The sequence below is a fragment of the Rhodococcus sp. NPDC054953 genome (genome assembly GCF_053609225.1).
In genome coordinates this window covers 21,759-37,285 of sequence record NZ_JBSGXD010000034.1, presented here as the reverse complement: position 1 = coordinate 37,285, position 15,527 = coordinate 21,759, and the positions used below count along the sequence as shown (strand labels likewise).

General features: G+C 66.9%; 14 protein-coding genes and 1 pseudogene. 5 read left to right on the top strand and 10 right to left on the bottom strand.

The window, feature by feature from the left end:
* From ACWF62_RS18980 to ACWF62_RS18970, 3 genes are all read right to left on the bottom strand, one after another.
* A partial coding sequence (locus ACWF62_RS18980) for an aminotransferase class III-fold pyridoxal phosphate-dependent enzyme (protein WP_378571278.1) occupies positions 1-236 on the bottom strand: 236 nt, incomplete at its 3' end.
* Positions 237-806, bottom strand: coding sequence for a diaminobutyrate acetyltransferase (gene ectA, locus ACWF62_RS18975; protein WP_378506509.1), 570 nt, complete (start codon positions 804-806; stop codon positions 237-239).
* A gap of 167 nt (positions 807-973) precedes the next feature.
* A complete protein-coding gene (locus ACWF62_RS18970) occupies positions 974-3,070 on the bottom strand; it encodes a RecQ family ATP-dependent DNA helicase (protein WP_452630980.1) in 2,097 nt (698 codons plus the stop codon).
* A gap of 107 nt (positions 3,071-3,177) precedes the next feature.
* Here ACWF62_RS18970 and ACWF62_RS18965 point away from each other — a divergent pair, with 107 nt between their 5' ends.
* Positions 3,178-4,404: an amidohydrolase gene (locus ACWF62_RS18965; protein WP_378506511.1), complete on the top strand. Its 1,227-nt coding sequence runs from the start codon at positions 3,178-3,180 to the stop codon at positions 4,402-4,404.
* A gap of 9 nt (positions 4,405-4,413) precedes the next feature.
* On the opposite strand, the gene ACWF62_RS18960 is transcribed toward ACWF62_RS18965, so the two are convergent.
* The 3 genes and pseudogenes from ACWF62_RS18960 to ACWF62_RS18950 all read right to left on the bottom strand — a co-directional run.
* The gene (locus ACWF62_RS18960) at positions 4,414-6,204 is read right to left on the bottom strand and encodes an AMP-dependent synthetase/ligase (protein ID WP_378506512.1); all 1,791 of its coding nucleotides are present in this window, start codon (positions 6,202-6,204) and stop codon (positions 4,414-4,416) included.
* Between the two features lie 75 nt (positions 6,205-6,279).
* Positions 6,280-7,170, bottom strand: coding sequence for a ribokinase (locus tag ACWF62_RS18955; RefSeq protein ID WP_378506513.1), 891 nt, complete (start codon positions 7,168-7,170; stop codon positions 6,280-6,282).
* Positions 7,171-7,215: 45 nt separating this feature from the next.
* Positions 7,216-8,025 (bottom strand): annotated as a pseudogene (locus ACWF62_RS18950) (MFS transporter); the annotation flags it as partial.
* A gap of 429 nt (positions 8,026-8,454) precedes the next feature.
* Between ACWF62_RS18950 and ACWF62_RS18945 the strand changes: the two are divergent.
* Both ACWF62_RS18945 and ACWF62_RS18940 read left to right on the top strand, forming a co-directional pair.
* Positions 8,455-9,528: a NucA/NucB deoxyribonuclease domain-containing protein gene (locus ACWF62_RS18945; protein ID WP_452630979.1), complete on the top strand. Its 1,074-nt coding sequence runs from the start codon at positions 8,455-8,457 to the stop codon at positions 9,526-9,528.
* Positions 9,529-9,570: 42 nt separating this feature from the next.
* A complete protein-coding gene (locus ACWF62_RS18940; RefSeq protein WP_452630977.1) occupies positions 9,571-10,311 on the top strand; it encodes a hypothetical protein in 741 nt (246 codons plus the stop codon).
* Positions 10,312-10,356: 45 nt separating this feature from the next.
* On the opposite strand, the gene ACWF62_RS18935 is transcribed toward ACWF62_RS18940, so the two are convergent.
* Entirely contained in the window at positions 10,357-11,160 is an 804-nt protein-coding gene (locus ACWF62_RS18935; protein ID WP_452630975.1) for a DUF6924 domain-containing protein, read from the bottom strand.
* A 185-nt stretch (positions 11,161-11,345) separates the two neighbouring features.
* On the opposite strand from ACWF62_RS18935, the gene ACWF62_RS18930 reads away from it, so the two are divergent.
* Positions 11,346-11,471, top strand: a complete 126-nt coding sequence (locus ACWF62_RS18930) for a hypothetical protein (RefSeq protein ID WP_452630973.1) — start codon at positions 11,346-11,348, stop codon at positions 11,469-11,471.
* Between the two features lie 139 nt (positions 11,472-11,610).
* Here the strand turns inward: ACWF62_RS18930 and ACWF62_RS18925 are convergent, their stop codons facing one another.
* A complete protein-coding gene (locus ACWF62_RS18925; protein ID WP_452630971.1) occupies positions 11,611-12,732 on the bottom strand; it encodes a site-specific integrase in 1,122 nt (373 codons plus the stop codon).
* 534 nt (positions 12,733-13,266) lie between these two features.
* On the opposite strand from ACWF62_RS18925, the gene ACWF62_RS18920 reads away from it, so the two are divergent.
* Positions 13,267-13,572: a hypothetical protein gene (locus ACWF62_RS18920; RefSeq protein WP_452630969.1), complete on the top strand. Its 306-nt coding sequence runs from the start codon at positions 13,267-13,269 to the stop codon at positions 13,570-13,572.
* A 377-nt stretch (positions 13,573-13,949) separates the two neighbouring features.
* On the opposite strand, the gene ACWF62_RS18915 is transcribed toward ACWF62_RS18920, so the two are convergent.
* On the bottom strand, positions 13,950-14,273 hold the full coding sequence (locus ACWF62_RS18915; RefSeq protein ID WP_452630967.1) for a helix-turn-helix domain-containing protein: 324 nt from the start codon (positions 14,271-14,273) through the stop codon (positions 13,950-13,952).
* Positions 14,270-15,454 carry a tyrosine-type recombinase/integrase gene (locus ACWF62_RS18910; RefSeq protein WP_452630965.1) on the bottom strand — a complete coding sequence of 395 codons (1,185 nt, stop codon included), beginning with the start codon at positions 15,452-15,454 and terminating at the stop codon, positions 14,270-14,272. The genes ACWF62_RS18915 and ACWF62_RS18910 overlap by 4 nt, the downstream gene beginning before the upstream one ends.
* Between the last annotated feature and the right edge of the window lie 73 nt (positions 15,455-15,527).

Here is a 15,527-nt window from a genome sequence, read left to right as displayed (position 1 = left end):
CCGTGGGTGATGCCGTCGGATTCGAGGTAGTCGATGAGGGCGCGTTTGAGGACGGGGTTGTTGTGTCCGTAGTTGAGTGCGCCTGCGCCTGCGAAGAAATCGAGGTACTCGCGGCCGTCCTCGGCCCGCAGCCATGCTCCGCGGGCGGACTCGAACACGGTCGGCCAGGACCGGCTGTAGCTGCGGACCTCGGACTCGAGGGTGGTGAAAATGCTGGTGTTGATTGCGGTGGTCATCTATCGCGCTCCTTCGGTGCTCTCGTCCCCGACGACGTAGAGCTCTTCGGAATCATGCGTATCGGGAAAGTGACTGGGGGTGAACAGTTCTCGCTTCGTGATCGAGGTGTAGCGGTTGCGGGCCAACGCCGTGAACAACGCGATGGACGCGAAATTGTCCGGACTGATGGTCGTTTCGAGGCGGGTGACGCCCTGGTGGGCGAGGTGATCGAGGAGATTGCCGAGCATCGCGGCGGCGACCCCTCGTCCGCGGGCGTTCTCGTCGACGGCGACCTGCCACACGTACACGGTCTGCGGGTCGTCCGGTCGGACGAATCCGGTGACGAATCCGGCGACGTCACCGTCGACTTCGGCGATGGTGGAAGTGTCGTGGAAGTCCCGACACCACATGAGGTACGCATAGCTGGAGTTGAGGTCGAGCACGCGCGAGTCGCGGGCGATCTCCCACATCCTGGTTCCGTCCGCGATCGTCGGCCTGCGGCAGGCGACCGTCTCGTGCCTCGGGACGTCCATCGGTGTCGGCGGCTGAGGTGACAGGGTTGGGGTACTGCTCTCCGTTGCTGGGCTCATATGCAATCCGAACGTAACAACGGGAGCGTGACGGTTTCACCTCCTTCGTTCGAGACCGGTTGCGACACGACTGTTTCGATGCAGGTGAGACAGTGGTTGTGAGGTGTGTCACATTGCTGTATCGCCGGGGTGGTTTCCGGCGATATCCATTGCCCGCGAACGCGGATTCAGCTCACGCACGCGAGTGCGAACGGGAGGACCCCGTCGGCCCCGGCGGACCGCAGTTCCCGTGCCGCAACCGTCAGGGTCCACCCCGTGTCGGTGACATCAGAGACCAGGAGGATCGGCCCCTCCACCGCGGCCAGGTCCGGCGCGGTCCATCCGCCCACCAGCCCGGCGACCCGATACGCCGAGTTCGCCGCCGACACCGGCGGGTGGCCGGGGGTGCGGTGCAGGACGCCCAGGTCGGTCAACCGGCCGACCTCGGCGAGCCGGGACGCGAGCGACGCCACCAGCTGCGGCCGGGTCTCGGACTCGAGCGCGACCACCGACGCCGGACGCACCTCCCAGTCCCAGGCGGCGAGGACCCGGATCGCGGCGTCGACGACGGCGTCCGGGATCGGGCCGTCGGGCGCGTCGAGCAGCGAACGCAACCGCGGGCCCCAGCCGAGGTCGGAGAGCCTGCCAATCACCCGCCCGGTCTCCGGTCCGTCGGTGATCTTCCCGGACAACGAGATTCCCAGTTTCGACAGACCGGTGGGCCACTGCTTGCGGGGCGCGAGGTCGACTCCGGGTCGGTCGAGACGGGCCCGCGTCCGGGTGACCGCGTCGTCATCCACGCTGGTGTCGACGGTGGCCCCGGTGCACGTGTCGCAGCGTCCGCACGGCGCGGGTGCGTCGGTGAGCAGCGGGTCGTCGAGTTGGCGGCGCAGAAACTCCATCCGACACATCGAGGTGCTCTGGTAGTCGATCATCGCCTGCTGCTCGGCCGTCCTGGCCTGCTCGAGCCGCTCGTAGCGCGGGGCGTCGTACTCCCACGGCTGGCCGGTGCCGATCCAGCCGCCGCGCACCCGGCGTACCGCCCCGTCGACGTCGAGGACCTTGAGCACCATCTCCAGCCGGGACCGGTTCAGCTCGACCAATGGCTCGAGCGCCTGCGTCGACTGCGGACGTTCCGGGTCGAGGACCGCAAGCACCCGGCGCACCACCGGCTCGCGAGGGAAGGCCACGGACGCAAAGTAGCTCCAGATCTGCCGGTCCTCATGTCCGGGCAACAGCACGACCTCGGCTCGGTCGGTGGACCGGCCTGCGCGGCCGACCTGCTGGTAGTACGAGATCGGCGACGAGGGAGCGCCGAGATGCACGACGAACCCGAGGTCCGGCTTGTCGAAGCCCATCCCGAGTGCCGACGTCGCGACCAGTGCCTTGACCCGGTTGCCGAGCAGGTCCGATTCGAGCTGCTCGCGTTCCGCGGTTTCGGTTTGCCCGGTGTATGCCGCGACCGCGTGCCCCTGCTCGGTAAGCAGCTCGGCGAGCTCCCGCGCCGCCGACACCGTGAGGGTGTAGATGATCCCGGAGCCGGGCAGCGAACTCAGGCGCTGCCCCAGCCATGCCGCACGCTTCGTCGCCTCGTCGATGCGAACCACCGACAGCGACAGCGACTCCCGCTCAAGGCCGCCGCGCAGCACCAGTGTCTCGGTGCCGCCGACACCGAGCTGCGCCGACACATCCGCGACCACCCGGTCGTTCGCGGTCGCGGTGGTGGCGAGCACCGGAATCCCGTCACCGAGTTCGGCGATCAGGGTGCGGATGCGGCGATAGTCCGGCCGGAAGTCGTGGCCCCAGTCGGAGACGCAGTGGGCCTCGTCGACGACCACCAGGCCCGCGTCCGCGGCGAGCGAGGGCAGCACCTGATCCCGGAAATCCGGGTTGTTCAGCCGCTCCGGGCTGACCAGCAGCACGTCCACCTCGCGGTCCGCGATGCGCTGGTGGATTTCGTCCCACTCGGTCATGTTCCCGGAGTTGATGGTCGCCGCGCGCACCCCGGCGCGCTGCGCCGAGTCGACCTGGTTGCGCATCAGCGCGAGCAGCGGCGACACGATCACCGTCGGGCCGTGACCCCTGGCCCGGAGCAGTTTCGCGGAGATGAAGTACACCGCGGACTTGCCCCAGCCGGTGCGCTGCACGACGAGGGCGCGCCGCCGGTGCACGACCAGCGCCTCGATGGCCAGCCACTGGTCGTCCCGCAGCCGGGCGGCGGGGCCCGCGAGTTCCCGCAGCAGGGCTTCGGCGTCGGCACGGAGATCGGTGGTCGCTGAGGTCATGCCGTCCATCGTGCCGGACGGGACCGACACGCTCGACCGGGCGAACCGGCTGGGGAATCGGCGGCGAGATCCGCGCGAACGCGGAACCGGCATGGTACGCCTGGACGATGAACCTGACCGCGCATCCCGTCCTCGCCGGATTCGACGCCATCGCCGACGATCTCGCCGACCTGTATCGGCACCTGCACGCGCACCCCGAACTGTCGCACGCCGAGCACCGCACCGCGGCCCTCGTCGCGGAGCGTCTCGCGGCGTCGGGCTATCAGGTGACCGGCGGCATCGGCGGAACCGGCGTGGTCGGGGTCCTGCGGCGCGGGGACGGCCCGGTGGTGCTGCTGCGTGCGGACATGGACGCCCTGCCCGTTCGGGAGGACACCGGCCTGGACTATGCGTCCACGGCGTCCGCGGTGACCGCGGCGGGGGAGACGGTGCCGGTGATGCACGCCTGCGGGCACGACATGCACGTCGCCTGCCTGCTCGGTGCCGCCGACCTCCTCGCCCGCGGGGGCGAACACTGGTCGGGGACGCTGATCGCGCTGTTCCAGCCTGCGGAGGAGCTCGGCGACGGTGCCCGCGCGATGATCGACGGCGGGCTGTACTCGGTGATCCCGGCGCCGTCGGTGGTGCTCGGACAGCACGTGATGCCCGGCCCGGTCGGCACCGTATTCGCCAGCCCGGGCACCGCGATGGCGGCCGCCAGCAGCGTGCAGATCAGGATGTTCGGACGCGGTGGGCACGGGTCGATGCCCGACCAGGCCATTGATCCGGTGGTGATGGGTGCGTCGACGGTGCTGCGGCTGCAAACCCTGGTCTCGCGGGAGGTGTCGCCCACCGACCCCGCCGTGGTCACCGTCGGGTCGTTCCAGTCCGGCACCAAGGAAAACGTCATCCCGGACGAGGCGGTGCTCAAGGTCAACACCCGCGCGTTCGAGACCCGTGTCGCCGAGCAGCTCACCGCCGGGATCACCCGGATCGCGAACGCCGAGGCGGACGCGTCCGGCGCACCGAAGCGGCCGGAGATCACCGAGTTGAACAGCTTTCCGCTCACCGTGAACGACCCCGACGCGACCGGCCGAACGCTCGGGGCGCTGCGCGGGCTGCTCGGCGACGACAAGGTGTTCGAGATCGGCCCGGTCGCGGGCAGCGAGGATGTCGGCGACCTGGCCACCGAACTCGGGATTCCGCTCGCCTACTGGTTCATCGGCGGATTCGAGACAACCGATGGAACGCCGCTGCCGTCCAACCACTCCCCGCGGTTCGCCCCGGTGATCCGCCCCACCCTGGACACCGGGGTTGCGGCGCTGGTGGCGGCCGCGCTGGAGTGGCTGGACTGACCTCGCGCCTCAGTCCGCGTACATCGCCTCGAACTCGGCGGCGAAGTTCGCGCAGACCACCGTCCGTTTGATCTTCAGCGTCGGGGTCAGCTCGCCGGTCTCCTGGGACAGGTCGCGGCGGGCGATGGTGAACTTCTTGACCTGTTCGGGGGGTGCGAGTGCCGCGTTCGCGGCGTCCACCGCCTGCCGGACGAGGTCGACGACGGACGGATGCTGCGCGAGGGCGGCGATCGTGTCCGGCAGGCCCTGTGCCTGCGCCCATGGCAGCACCGTTTCCGGGTCCAGGGTCACCAGCACCACCGGGTAGGGGCGGCGGTCGCCGTACATCACGGCCTGACTGATCCACGGCGACCGTTTGAGGTCGTTCTCCAGGTTCGCCGGGGTCAGGTTCTTGCCGCCGGAGGTGACGATGATGTCCTTCTTGCGGCCGATGATCGAGACGTAGCCGTCCCCGTCGATCGACGCGAGGTCGCCGGTGTGCAGCCATCCGTCGACGATCGCGCCGAACGACGCGTCCGCCATCTTGTAGTAGCCCTGGAAGATGTTCGCGCCCTTGAGGAGCAGTTCGCCGTCGTCGGCGATCCGCGCCTCGACGCCGGGCAGCGTGCGGCCGACGGTGCCGAACCGGTGGTGTCGGGTGGTGTTCACCGTTGCACCGGTGGAGGTCTCGGTCATCCCGAAGCCCTCCATCAGCGGGACGCCGCAGCCGTAGAAGAACTCCAGGATGTCCTTCGAGATCGGGGCCGCACCGGTGATCGCCAGGTCGAGGTTCCCGCCGAACAGCGCCCGCACGCCCTGGAATAGGGCGGACTCGGCGGCGTCGAACCCGGCCCGGAGATCGTCGGGGACCGGTTCGCCGGCCTGCTCCAGGTCGCGGACCCGGACGCCGAGCGCCGCGGCGGCGAGGATGCGGTCCCGTTCCTCGGCAGGCTTGGAACCGACCGCGAGGGTGTACACCTTCTCGAACACGCGTGGCACCGAGGGCAGGTGGGTGGGCCGGGTCTGCATCACCTCGGCGACGATCCGGGTGGTGTCACCGCCCCAATAGGCGATGATGCCGCCGCGGTCGAACGTGAGGAGCTGGAACAGCAGGGCGAACGCGTGCGCGAGCGGCAGGAACAGGTACAGGACCATGTCCTTGTCGGAGGTGTCACCCTCGAGTTCGTCGAGGGTGAGGTTCGCGGTCATGATCGCGCGGTAGTTGCCGTGCGTGAGCACGCAGCCCTTCGGCGGGCCGGTCGTCCCGGAGGTGTACATGAACACGTAGGGATCCGCAGGCTCGACGGCGGCCGCGCGGCGGCGGAGTTTCTCGGCGCCGGCGGCCCGGCCGCGGCGGCGGATCTCGTCGGCCCCGGTTGCGCCCTCCGCCGCACCGTCGAGGATCACGATCCACTCCAGTGCGGGAAGCCGGTCTCGGACGGCGGTGATCTGTGCGACCTGGTCGGCGTTCTCGCACACGATGCCGCGGGCCTCCGAGTTGCCCACCACCCACGCACACTCCTCGGCGGAGTTGGTGGGGTACACCGACACGTGGACGCCGCCTGCCGCGACGATCCCCAGGTGGGCGATCGACCAGTCGGGGCGGGTCGTGGCCAGGACCGCGACCCGGTCGCCAGCGTCGAGGCCGCGGTCGATCAGGCCCGCGCCGAAATCCGTCACCCGGTCGGCGAGGTCGCGGTAGCTGAACTGGTCCCACCGGTCCGGCGCGTCCTGCCATTGCGCGGCGGGTCGGTCGCCGTACGCGTCGGCGGCGCGGAACGCGAGGTCCGCGAGGGTGGGGCCCGCAACTGTTCGGTTCATCCGTGCTCCGTCCCGATCGGCGACCTGTGATCTGGCTCACTCGGGCCGCGGTGGGGCGATGCTATGCCACGCGAACTACTGGCGCGCCGGATTGGGGCCGGGGTGTCGCGCGAGCAGGTCGTCCACCTCGGCGGCGGTGGGGGAGGACGCGGCCGCGCCGGGGCGGGTGGTCGCCAGCGCGCCTGCCGCGACGGCGCGGCGCAGGGCCGTCGCGGGCCCGAGGTGCCAACAGGCCGCGAGCGTGCCCGCGAACGCGTCGCCCGCGCCGGTCGTGTCGGCGACGGCGACGGCGGGCGCTGCGGCGGGCACGGCGGCGCCGTCCGGTCCGCGCCAGCGGGCGCCGTGACCACCGAGGGTGGTGATCAGGTGCGGCACCCGGGCCAGGGCGGCGTCACCCAGCTGGACGGCCTCGGTCTCGTTGACGATCAGGACGTCGACGTTGTCGAGTAGGGCAGCCGGAAGCTGCTGCGCCGGTGACGGATTCAGAAACACGGTGACTCCTGCGGCATGGGCGTTGGCGGCGCCGGCGGTGACCGTCGGCAGCGGGATCTCCAACTGGCACAGCAGCACGTCCGAGCCCGCGATCCGGTCGAGTTCCTCGTCGGTCAGCGCCTCCATGGCGGCGTTGGCGCCGGGAACGACGACGATCGAATTCTCACCCCCGGCGTCGACGGTGATCGCGGCGACGCCGCTCGGGCCCGACGCCTCCCGGAGCAGCGTCACATCGACCCCGCCCGCCTCAAGCGCGTCGCGGAGTTGCGGGGCGAAGGCATCGGTGCCCACCGCGCCGAGGAAGGCGACCCGTGCGCCTGCGCGCGCCGCGGCGATTGCCTGGTTGCCGCCCTTGCCGCCGGGGCCGGTCGTGAAGCCGGTGCCGAGCACCGTCTCGCCGCCCGCCGGGCGGGTCGGGGTGGTGGTGACGAGATCGATGTTGACGCTGCCGAGGACGGTCACACGCGGGGACATCGGCCCAGGGTAGGTCCCTGGCCGGTGCCTCCGCGCGGCGATCGCTCAGGTGTGGTCGGCCGGCACCGCACGGCGCGGCAGTCCGGACGTTGCCCGTGCGGTTCGTGTGCGGATGCGGCGCAGGATGATTCGCGCCTCGGACTCGGTCTCCACGGCGGGTGCGCAGCCCTCGAGTGGGCGGCGGGCGGTTTCCGGGATGAGGAGGACCGCCACCCCGCCGATCAGTGCAGCACCCATCATGTAGATCGGCGCAACCAGATTGCTCCCGGTCGCGCCCTCGAGCGCGGTGATCGCGAGCGGGGTGGTGCCGCCGAACAGCGACACCGCGAGGTTGTACGCGATCGCGAGCGCGCCGTACCGGACCCCGGTGGGAAATAGTGCGGGCAGGACCGACGGGAACACGCCGACGAACAGCAGCAGCAGCGCACCGAGCGTCGCGAGTCCGACGATCACCGGCAGGTAGCCACCCTGACCGATCAGCAGATAGGCGGGTAGTGACAGGGTGAAGAACCCGATGAAACCGATGAGCAGCAGCGGCTTTCGGCCCACCCGGTCGGAGAGGGCGCCGACCCGGGTGATCACGGCCATCATCGCGACCATCACCACGATCATCAGCAGCAGACCGTGTGTCTCGTCGTACCCGAGCGTGCTCGACAGGTAGGTCGGCATGTAGGTGAGCAGGCCGTAGTGCGCGATGTTGTAGGTCGCGACGAGCACGATGCACAGCACAAAGCGCGCGGGTTCCGGGATCCTGTAGCAGCTGAAGGCTGAACCCGCTCGTTCGTTCCAGAACCAGCCCCGGTGTGCGGGCGAGTTCGTGGCCCCAGCATTGGCGTCGCTGCTGGTGATCAGATGCCAGCGAGTTCGGGCAGCAAGTGCGCGATATCGGCGCGCTGTTTTCCGGGCTCGGTGAAGCGGTTGGCCGATCCGCCCCATTCCCGGAAGATCTGGCAGGTGTCCGCCGCAGTCGTCGATGAGGACCGTATTAGGGCCGCGGTCGCCGCTACCAGCTGCCTCCAACTCATCGCCGTGGCCTTGTGCATGGTTACTGCCGGCCGCCGGCTTCTTTACTGAGCGGTACGAACTGTAACCGGAACCTGACCGCGACTCGCATGTCCCATTCAAGAAGATCGAGCAGTTTTCCGTGAAGCTCAGGAAGGTCACAGCTAGTGACCAGTGACCTCGCGGAGAGCTCGGGTCGGTGGGGACCGAAAACCCCTTGCTCTCAGTGCTATTCCGATTTCCTAGGTGAGGTCTGTCCAAATTCAGATGGGGAGGACACACTTGAGCAAACGAAGAATCGGCGCCGGCTGGCGGACACGGTGGAGCTCAGCTGTTGCGCTCACCGCCGCGTTGATGGTGGCCGGCGGCGGGATAGCCGTTGCGCAGCCGACCACCACGGCGCCGGATGCTCCAATACTCTACGAGCGGCATGTTCCCGGTCCCCCGATCAATGAGCAGGCGCGTGCACAGATCCAGAGCACCTTGCCGCCCTGCGACCGTCACCGCTACACCTCGTGCGAGACGTACACGGAACGGATTGAACAGTTCACCAAGGCCAATCCCGGTGCGCCCGAGGTGATCACCGGCGTGTGGAGTGTCTACATCCAGCTGAACGTCAACTCCCAGTATGGCCTTCAACGGTCGATGGTGGTCGGTGAAGTCTTGACTCTCGCTACGTGGGGAACACCGGTACCAGGAACCCTGGATTTCACTGTCGGCGCGCACCCGTCCGATGCCGTCTACGAGGAGATCCTGAACTTCAGCATGCCGTTGACCGATCAGAGCAACGAGATCGTGCAGGAGCCATACTTCGCTCCCCTGGCGACGATCAACACCGATCGGACCGAATTCACGTACTCGTACCAGTCGCACACACCCGCGCAGCCGGTCACTCCGGGCCCGACCTACAAGGCCGCATCGCAAACTCTGCGGTGCGACAAGGCACAAGAGGTCAACGGCGGTACCGGATGTGTGAACCCGGACTACACCCCCAACGTCGCCTACTACAGCTCGGCCTACCCCTATATCGCAGCGAACATCTCAGCAGATCAGTCCGCGACGGGACGGGGACAGCTGGGTAGCCCGCTGCACCGCACCGATTCAGGCACCCGAGACGCGAACCGAGCAGCCGCATGCAGTACGGCGCGGACGTCAGCGCTGGGCCCGCCAGACCCCACCATGGTCAATCCTGAGTGCGACGAGTATCCCTTCGCATCGACAGCTGAAGGCGGCGCCACATCGAGTATCGCCTGGGTACCCAAAACTGAAAACTCCGCGCAGGGAGATCTCATGGCCTCGTTCTACCGGCTCAACCGAATCATGACCGGCGATGCATTCACCGTCAGCACGACGTAGCCGGCTCCACCGGACCCACCACAACCCATGAAGGAGTTCAACATGACTCGACGCAATCTGAAATCTGCTCTGGCTGCTGGCGCGCTCGCCGGAGCAGCGTTGCTCGCTGCTCCTGGCATTGCGGGGGCGGACACCCTCAGCGGCTGGGTCGGAGCAACGCTTCCGGTCAACGGGAACCTGCTGTTACACCAGTCGACGATCATCAACGACCCCAACCTGGTCGCCCAATCCAAGGTGTGGACGGTCGCCGGTAACGACGTCGCTCCCGCCGGACTCGGCGCCCGTGCCCGATTGTTCAAGAGCGGCGTCCTCTGCCAGGCCATCGACTACCGCTACAACGTCCGCCCCGCCCCCCAGATGATGGTGGGCACCACCGCGGTGTGCGGAACCGGGTGGTACAACAGCCACGGATTCGTCGCCGCGTGGGACGGTGTCAGCACTTACAAGGAGTACGTCACCTTCCCGACCGACCCGCTGTACTTCGACGTTCCTGCACCGCTCAGTGCCCGCGCCCAGGTCGCCGAGACCATCGACATCGAAACCGGAACCAACAATCGGGGGCAGTCGTTCGGATCCGGCGAAGGAATCGATTCCGACGCAGACCTTCCCGACCTGATCGCCGCGATCGGCACGAACGGCGAAATCGGGTACATCCATAAGGATGCACTCGGCGGACCCGCGGCAACCCCCGAGCAGGCCCTGGCCACCGATCCCGGTGCGCGAACGGTCCCGCTCTACGACACGGACGGTACGACCGTCATCGGTGAGTTCGCCATCTCCTGACCGACACGACCGGTGGTTGGGCAAGACCCGCCCAACCACCGGCGCTCACTCCGAATCAACCGTCCTGACCATCTTGTACGCAGCGACCGGCTCCAACGTGGCCGGATCGGCGACGACGTCCCAGATGAAGCGTCCGTACGCCGTCAGCCGAAAGGTCGACGCACGCGGCACCTCGCTGATCGCCTGAAGAAACTCTTCCTTCCCCTCGGCTCGCCACACGTCGACATCGATAGGCTTGCGCGTATTCTCCCGATACGTGTCCATATCGAAATCCAGAGTGACAGGGATTGTCGTCCCACTGATTTCACCGGAGTCGATATCGTGCAGAAGACGCGCGAAGAGCGGATCGCCGCTCTGGCGGGCAACAGCATCCCGTACCACCGAGAGCGCAACGCTCTGCACCTCGGGCTGTTTCGCCCGGAGATCCGCGCCGCGGTACACGCCGTCGGCTTCCGCGGCCTGAACGAAGTCGACGAAGTCCATGTTCGCGATGGACAGATTCGACTCCACAGCCTCGATCACCGGCTGCGTCACCCGCACATGTTGACCGCGAAGGTGCCCCGTCGACTCCCTGCCAGTGTCCACCACCAGCAGCGGATGCTCCGGATCGGTCATCGTTCGACTGTCCGCCACAAAAACATAGAACTGGTCCGGCCGAGCCACTTTCAACAGCCCGTCGATGGTCAGGCCATCGAACTGCGGATCGTCGACCACCGTGAACTGCGGGTAGTACTCGTCCTCGTCTTCATCCTCGTCGACGGTCGAGCGCAACACCTCCTGCCACAGGGCATCATCCGAAAAGTCGGTACGGACAAGCAAGGACAATCCCTCGGGCAACTGACGATCCATCACTGCACGATACGACGACCACTGCCGAGACGGACACGCCGACACGAGTCTCTGAACGCCGGCATCTGTGCGATCGACTCTGACCGCGCGTTCATCATCCGCGACCCGACCTTTGGAGCCTTCGACCACGACACGACAGCCTGGTGTGGTTCCCGCCGGTGGACCCACTTTCGAAACACGGCCCAGTGCTCCAAGCACCCGCCCCAGTGGTCGCCGAGTCCCTCGGCATCCACTACACCACCGCCCGCCGGCACCTCGCCCAGGCAGGCGGCACCTGGAACCGCTACGCCCTCGGCGACCACGGTCAGTGACGAACCGCCCTCAACCCGACCGAATGTCGACTACTCGAATAGCGTTCTCTGCCAGTCGGCTACACCCATATACAGCCCCTGCGGCGTCAACTTCCGTCCGCCAATTTTCGCCAGGTATCGGATCCTCCGAGGCAGCGGCTTAGCGAGGCAGCGCTGAAGTGCGTTCGGGGTGGGCTGCGGTGATGTAGCGCATCGCGGTCTCGTCGCTGATTCCGAACAGTCGGATCAGATGTAGGGGGTCTGCACTGTGTTGAGCTTCGTTCAGGATTCGGTCCTGACGGACATGCTCCATCGTCAGGTCATGGGGATTGAATGCCTTCGTGATGCTCGATTGACTGATACTCGGATGACCGGTATTGAGGGCGGTCTGCTGGTTGATCAAAAGGTGCGGGTTTGCGCTGACCGGCCACCGCCGGTGCCGCTCGACGAGCCACTGAGCGGCGAGCTGGTGGGTCAGCGTGTCGAGCCACAATGTATGCCGCCGCCCCGGTCGACGGACAGTCAACCGCCCCCGGGCAAGATCTAGATCGGCGAGCAATAGGCTACGGATCTCGACGCCGCGCAGAGCGTGTATCCCGACGAGGACGATCACCAACCGTCGAAGATCGTCATCAGTGCGGTCAAGGATTCCGCGGAGGCGATCGGACGGTACGGCGGCGGGAACACGGACGATGCCGGGGAACACTAGGCCGCGGGTCGGGTCGCGGAAGATGACTCGTTCCTGCTGAAGTGCTCGAAACACGTTGCGCAGCACGATATGGATCGATCTGGCCGGGTTTCCCCTGCGGGTGGCAATGGCGGCAGTGATGTCGTCAGCTGTGATCTCACGTAGGCTTTCGATGCGTTGCGTCCACCCGTCGAGAGTGGGCATGAGGACTGTCAGATAGCGGCGGATACTATGAAAGCTACGGGTTCTGCGTCTGCGACGGTGCCCCGCGCCACGTTCGACGCGAACCCACACAGCCAACTCTTCTGCCACACGATGTGGCAATTGCTCGAGCATGCACGTGAGCGCCCGTTCGTGGATGTCGCCGCGGTACTCGGGGTCCGGAACGAGATGGCCACGGGCTTCGCGAAACTGGATGACACGCCTCCCGCTGAATCGAGTGGGGTTCGCCTTAACAAGTGCACGGATGTCGCGCTCGTGGATGGGCGCATCCGCGCCGAGCCAGTTCAGCAACACCCTCAGTGTCGACATCGCTTTACGGGCCGGATGGACACTCCACCGCTGCAGATCGGCCTGTCCATCGAGTTCGTTCATGAGGTGGCGCGCAGACGGGGCCAGACAAGGAAGCTCACCGTGGGTAAGGCTCGCGATCCGCGTCCAGTCCCTCCAATTGTCGAACAGGGGCTCCTGCCACGGGTCGACGATGTGCTCGGATATGGGTCGGATCCTCGAATCTTGAGCAGTGAGCGACTGGGGTGAGGGGCGTGTCCCCGGTGCGGCGCCCTGCGCTGCGAGCCCAATTCGCAACTGGCCCAGTGCGTTGGCATTAGCGGTCAGTTCTTCGGTGGTGATGTGCGCGATGCAGGAACGGCACCGTGCTGAACCGTCAGCACTGAGTGGCACCGCCTTCCGTTTACAGCGGGAACATGCTCCGACGATGCGACCGTTATCGCGTCGCCAGTGTCTACACGTTCGGCAGAGTGTGGCTGTCACGGCGGCGAACCATGTATCGCAGTCGCTGCACGACCGCCCCGAAGGCTCCGGTCGTCGAGCAGGCCCGGGGCCAAGCATCGTGAGTAGAGATCTCGACGGGGTCAGCAACCCTGCTCGGCTCAGAATCGTCGCGACATGGATGCCGTAGTACTGCAGATCGGCGAGGGATCGTTCGTCTACGAGGTCGCGGCCATCTGCATCGCGGACAGCAAGGGCAAGCCGAAGCATCTGCTGGCATTGACGCAGCCAGGGCTTGCTGTAGCCGCGGTCAGCGGCATATGCCTGGGCGATTGGCAGTACTTGCTCGTATCCGTCGAGTTGCCGGTGGAGGATCCGCGACGCCGTGGACAGGCGCAGGACTCGGCGCGGAGTGAACAGCAGAAGTTGCCCGCGGGAAGCCGGTGGGCATATCCGGGGATCGTCGCGATCCGAGGCGTCTAATACTCGGCGCGGCCGCCGCCGCCCGCGGCTCCGCTCAGGTCCATTTTGTCGCTCGGGCTTTCGTAGGCGTTGGGCCGCACCGAGCGACCTGCGCATGCCAACGCCGGAAAACACCATCGTCAGCTGGCGAGCTCGGGGGACTTCTGAGCCGAGAAGCCAATCGGTGTCGGCCTCCGCGCGTAGTGCGAGCAGACATCCGCGACACAGATTGTCAGGGTTGAGATGGCCACGGTGCCGGCAGCGCAGGCAGGCGGCTTCCCCCGGATGGAATCGGCGCCAGCTGGCGCACGCCGCACAGCAGGTGCCACCCGTCAGGGTGCCCCAGCCAAGGCACCCAAGACACTGCCCGATTCGAGGTTTCGCCACCGCAGCTCCCGCTAGTTCGGCGGCAGGGACCGGGGGCGCGCGGCCCTCGCACGCGGTGTCGGCGCGGCTGGTGAGGGTTTGACCTCCCCCACTGCCCGGGACTCTGGCTCCTGCACCGCGAGTGGCTCGGCTTGGAGCAGATCGCCGACGGTGCAGTCGAGAGCCGCGCAGATCTTGTCGAGATCGTCGAGACGGACGGTGACCGGGGTGCCCGACCACATCGCCGCAACCTTGCTCAGTGAGGGCGTGAAGCCCACCTGCTCGAACGCGGCCAGCACCTGCACCGGTCGCCACAGGTCGCGCTGCGCCGCGACCATACGCAGATTCCATTTCATCGAAGGTTCCCCTTGTCCATCATCAGCCGTTGAGCTGCTCGGTCGCTGGCCTCGAGATTCGCGTACTCGGGGTCAGCACGGGCGGTGGCCATGTACCGGAGTGTGGTGGTGGCCCATTCGTGGCCCAACAGCTTCTGAACCTCCCATAGCGACATTCCCCGCTCGTAGTTGTGAGTCGCGCAGGCATGCCGAAGCAGATGCGGAAACAGATCCGTGACCGGGCCATTCAGGTACCGAGCGGCTGCAGTATGGAGGGCGCGGCGGAAGGTCGCCGGCACGATCACCGGCGCGATCGGCAGATTCAGCGCTGCCACCGATTGCGGCAACCGCTCCGACGGCCACAGGGGAGCATGTGGATGCCCGGCATCGTCGCCGAACTCACCGCGAACTTCCTCGATGTACCACCACAGCAGGGTGCGCCCTTCCTCGAACAGGTACGCCTCACGCTGTCGAGGACCGGAGCCGCGGGCACCCTTGCCCTGCACGACGAACCTCCCCCACTGGCCGTGCTCCCAATGGACATCCCCGATCCGAACACCCACCAGTTCCGCAGCTCGAACCCCAGAAAGATAGGCGATCTTGGCCATCACGTAGTCACGGGATGCCACTGCGTACTTGCGGGAATTCGGCAGGTCCGCGCGCCATGTCGAGAAGAACTCCGCCATCGCCCGTTGTGACGGTGGCACTCGGAGACCAAAATCCCCGCGGTGCACAGGTTTGTTGAACTGGTCGACCGGTGAATCCACCGCAGCGCCGAACCGTCGCGCGATCTCACCGGCATAGCGTTGCTCCAAGAACGCATAAAACGAGTCGATGTGACCGAGCTTCGCGCGTACCGTTCGCACCGCCCGCTTTCCCGGACCAGCAAAGTAGCGGTCGACTTCCCGTGAGGACAGGCGCCAGGGCACCGTGCCGTAGTAGTCACAGATCTCGATGATTGGCCGAGTCGCCAACTCCACACTTCGCGCCGATAGTCCAGCCGCGTCGCGTGCCCATTGATACTCCGCGAGTGCGTCGGTGAAGAAGCCACCTTCGTCTTCGGCCGACATGCGCGCCTCGCGCCGCCGCTGCAACGTGACGACATCAGCCAATCCCGACTTAGACTCCACGGCCTCCGTCGACAAGTCGGTGTCCTGCGACGGCGGCGCCACAAGCGACAAGCGACTTTCAGAATCCGCCACAAGACACGATATTAGCGCTATAAGTCACAGATTTCAGGAGTTGCACGCGATAACTCTCACGCGTGCTGCAGAT

What these genes read in the sequence shown, in the direction of transcription:
- ectA (WP_378506509.1), bottom strand. Translation starts at nt 806, where the DNA reads ATGAGCCCAGCAACGGAGAGCAGTACCCCAACCCTGTCACCTCAGCCG.
- ACWF62_RS18970 (WP_452630980.1), bottom strand. Translation starts at nt 3,070, where the DNA reads ATGACCTCAGCGACCACCGATCTCCGTGCCGACGCCGAAGCCCTGCTG.
- ACWF62_RS18965 (WP_378506511.1), top strand. Translation starts at nt 3,178, where the DNA reads ATGAACCTGACCGCGCATCCCGTCCTCGCCGGATTCGACGCCATCGCC.
- ACWF62_RS18960 (WP_378506512.1), bottom strand. Translation starts at nt 6,204, where the DNA reads ATGAACCGAACAGTTGCGGGCCCCACCCTCGCGGACCTCGCGTTCCGC.
- ACWF62_RS18955 (WP_378506513.1), bottom strand. Translation starts at nt 7,170, where the DNA reads ATGTCCCCGCGTGTGACCGTCCTCGGCAGCGTCAACATCGATCTCGTC.
- ACWF62_RS18940 (WP_452630977.1), top strand. Translation starts at nt 9,571, where the DNA reads ATGACTCGACGCAATCTGAAATCTGCTCTGGCTGCTGGCGCGCTCGCC.
- ACWF62_RS18935 (WP_452630975.1), bottom strand. Translation starts at nt 11,160, where the DNA reads ATGGATCGTCAGTTGCCCGAGGGATTGTCCTTGCTTGTCCGTACCGAC.
- ACWF62_RS18925 (WP_452630971.1), bottom strand. Translation starts at nt 12,732, where the DNA reads ATGAACGAACTCGATGGACAGGCCGATCTGCAGCGGTGGAGTGTCCAT.
- ACWF62_RS18920 (WP_452630969.1), top strand. Translation starts at nt 13,267, where the DNA reads ATGGATGCCGTAGTACTGCAGATCGGCGAGGGATCGTTCGTCTACGAG.
- ACWF62_RS18915 (WP_452630967.1), bottom strand. Translation starts at nt 14,273, where the DNA reads ATGAAATGGAATCTGCGTATGGTCGCGGCGCAGCGCGACCTGTGGCGA.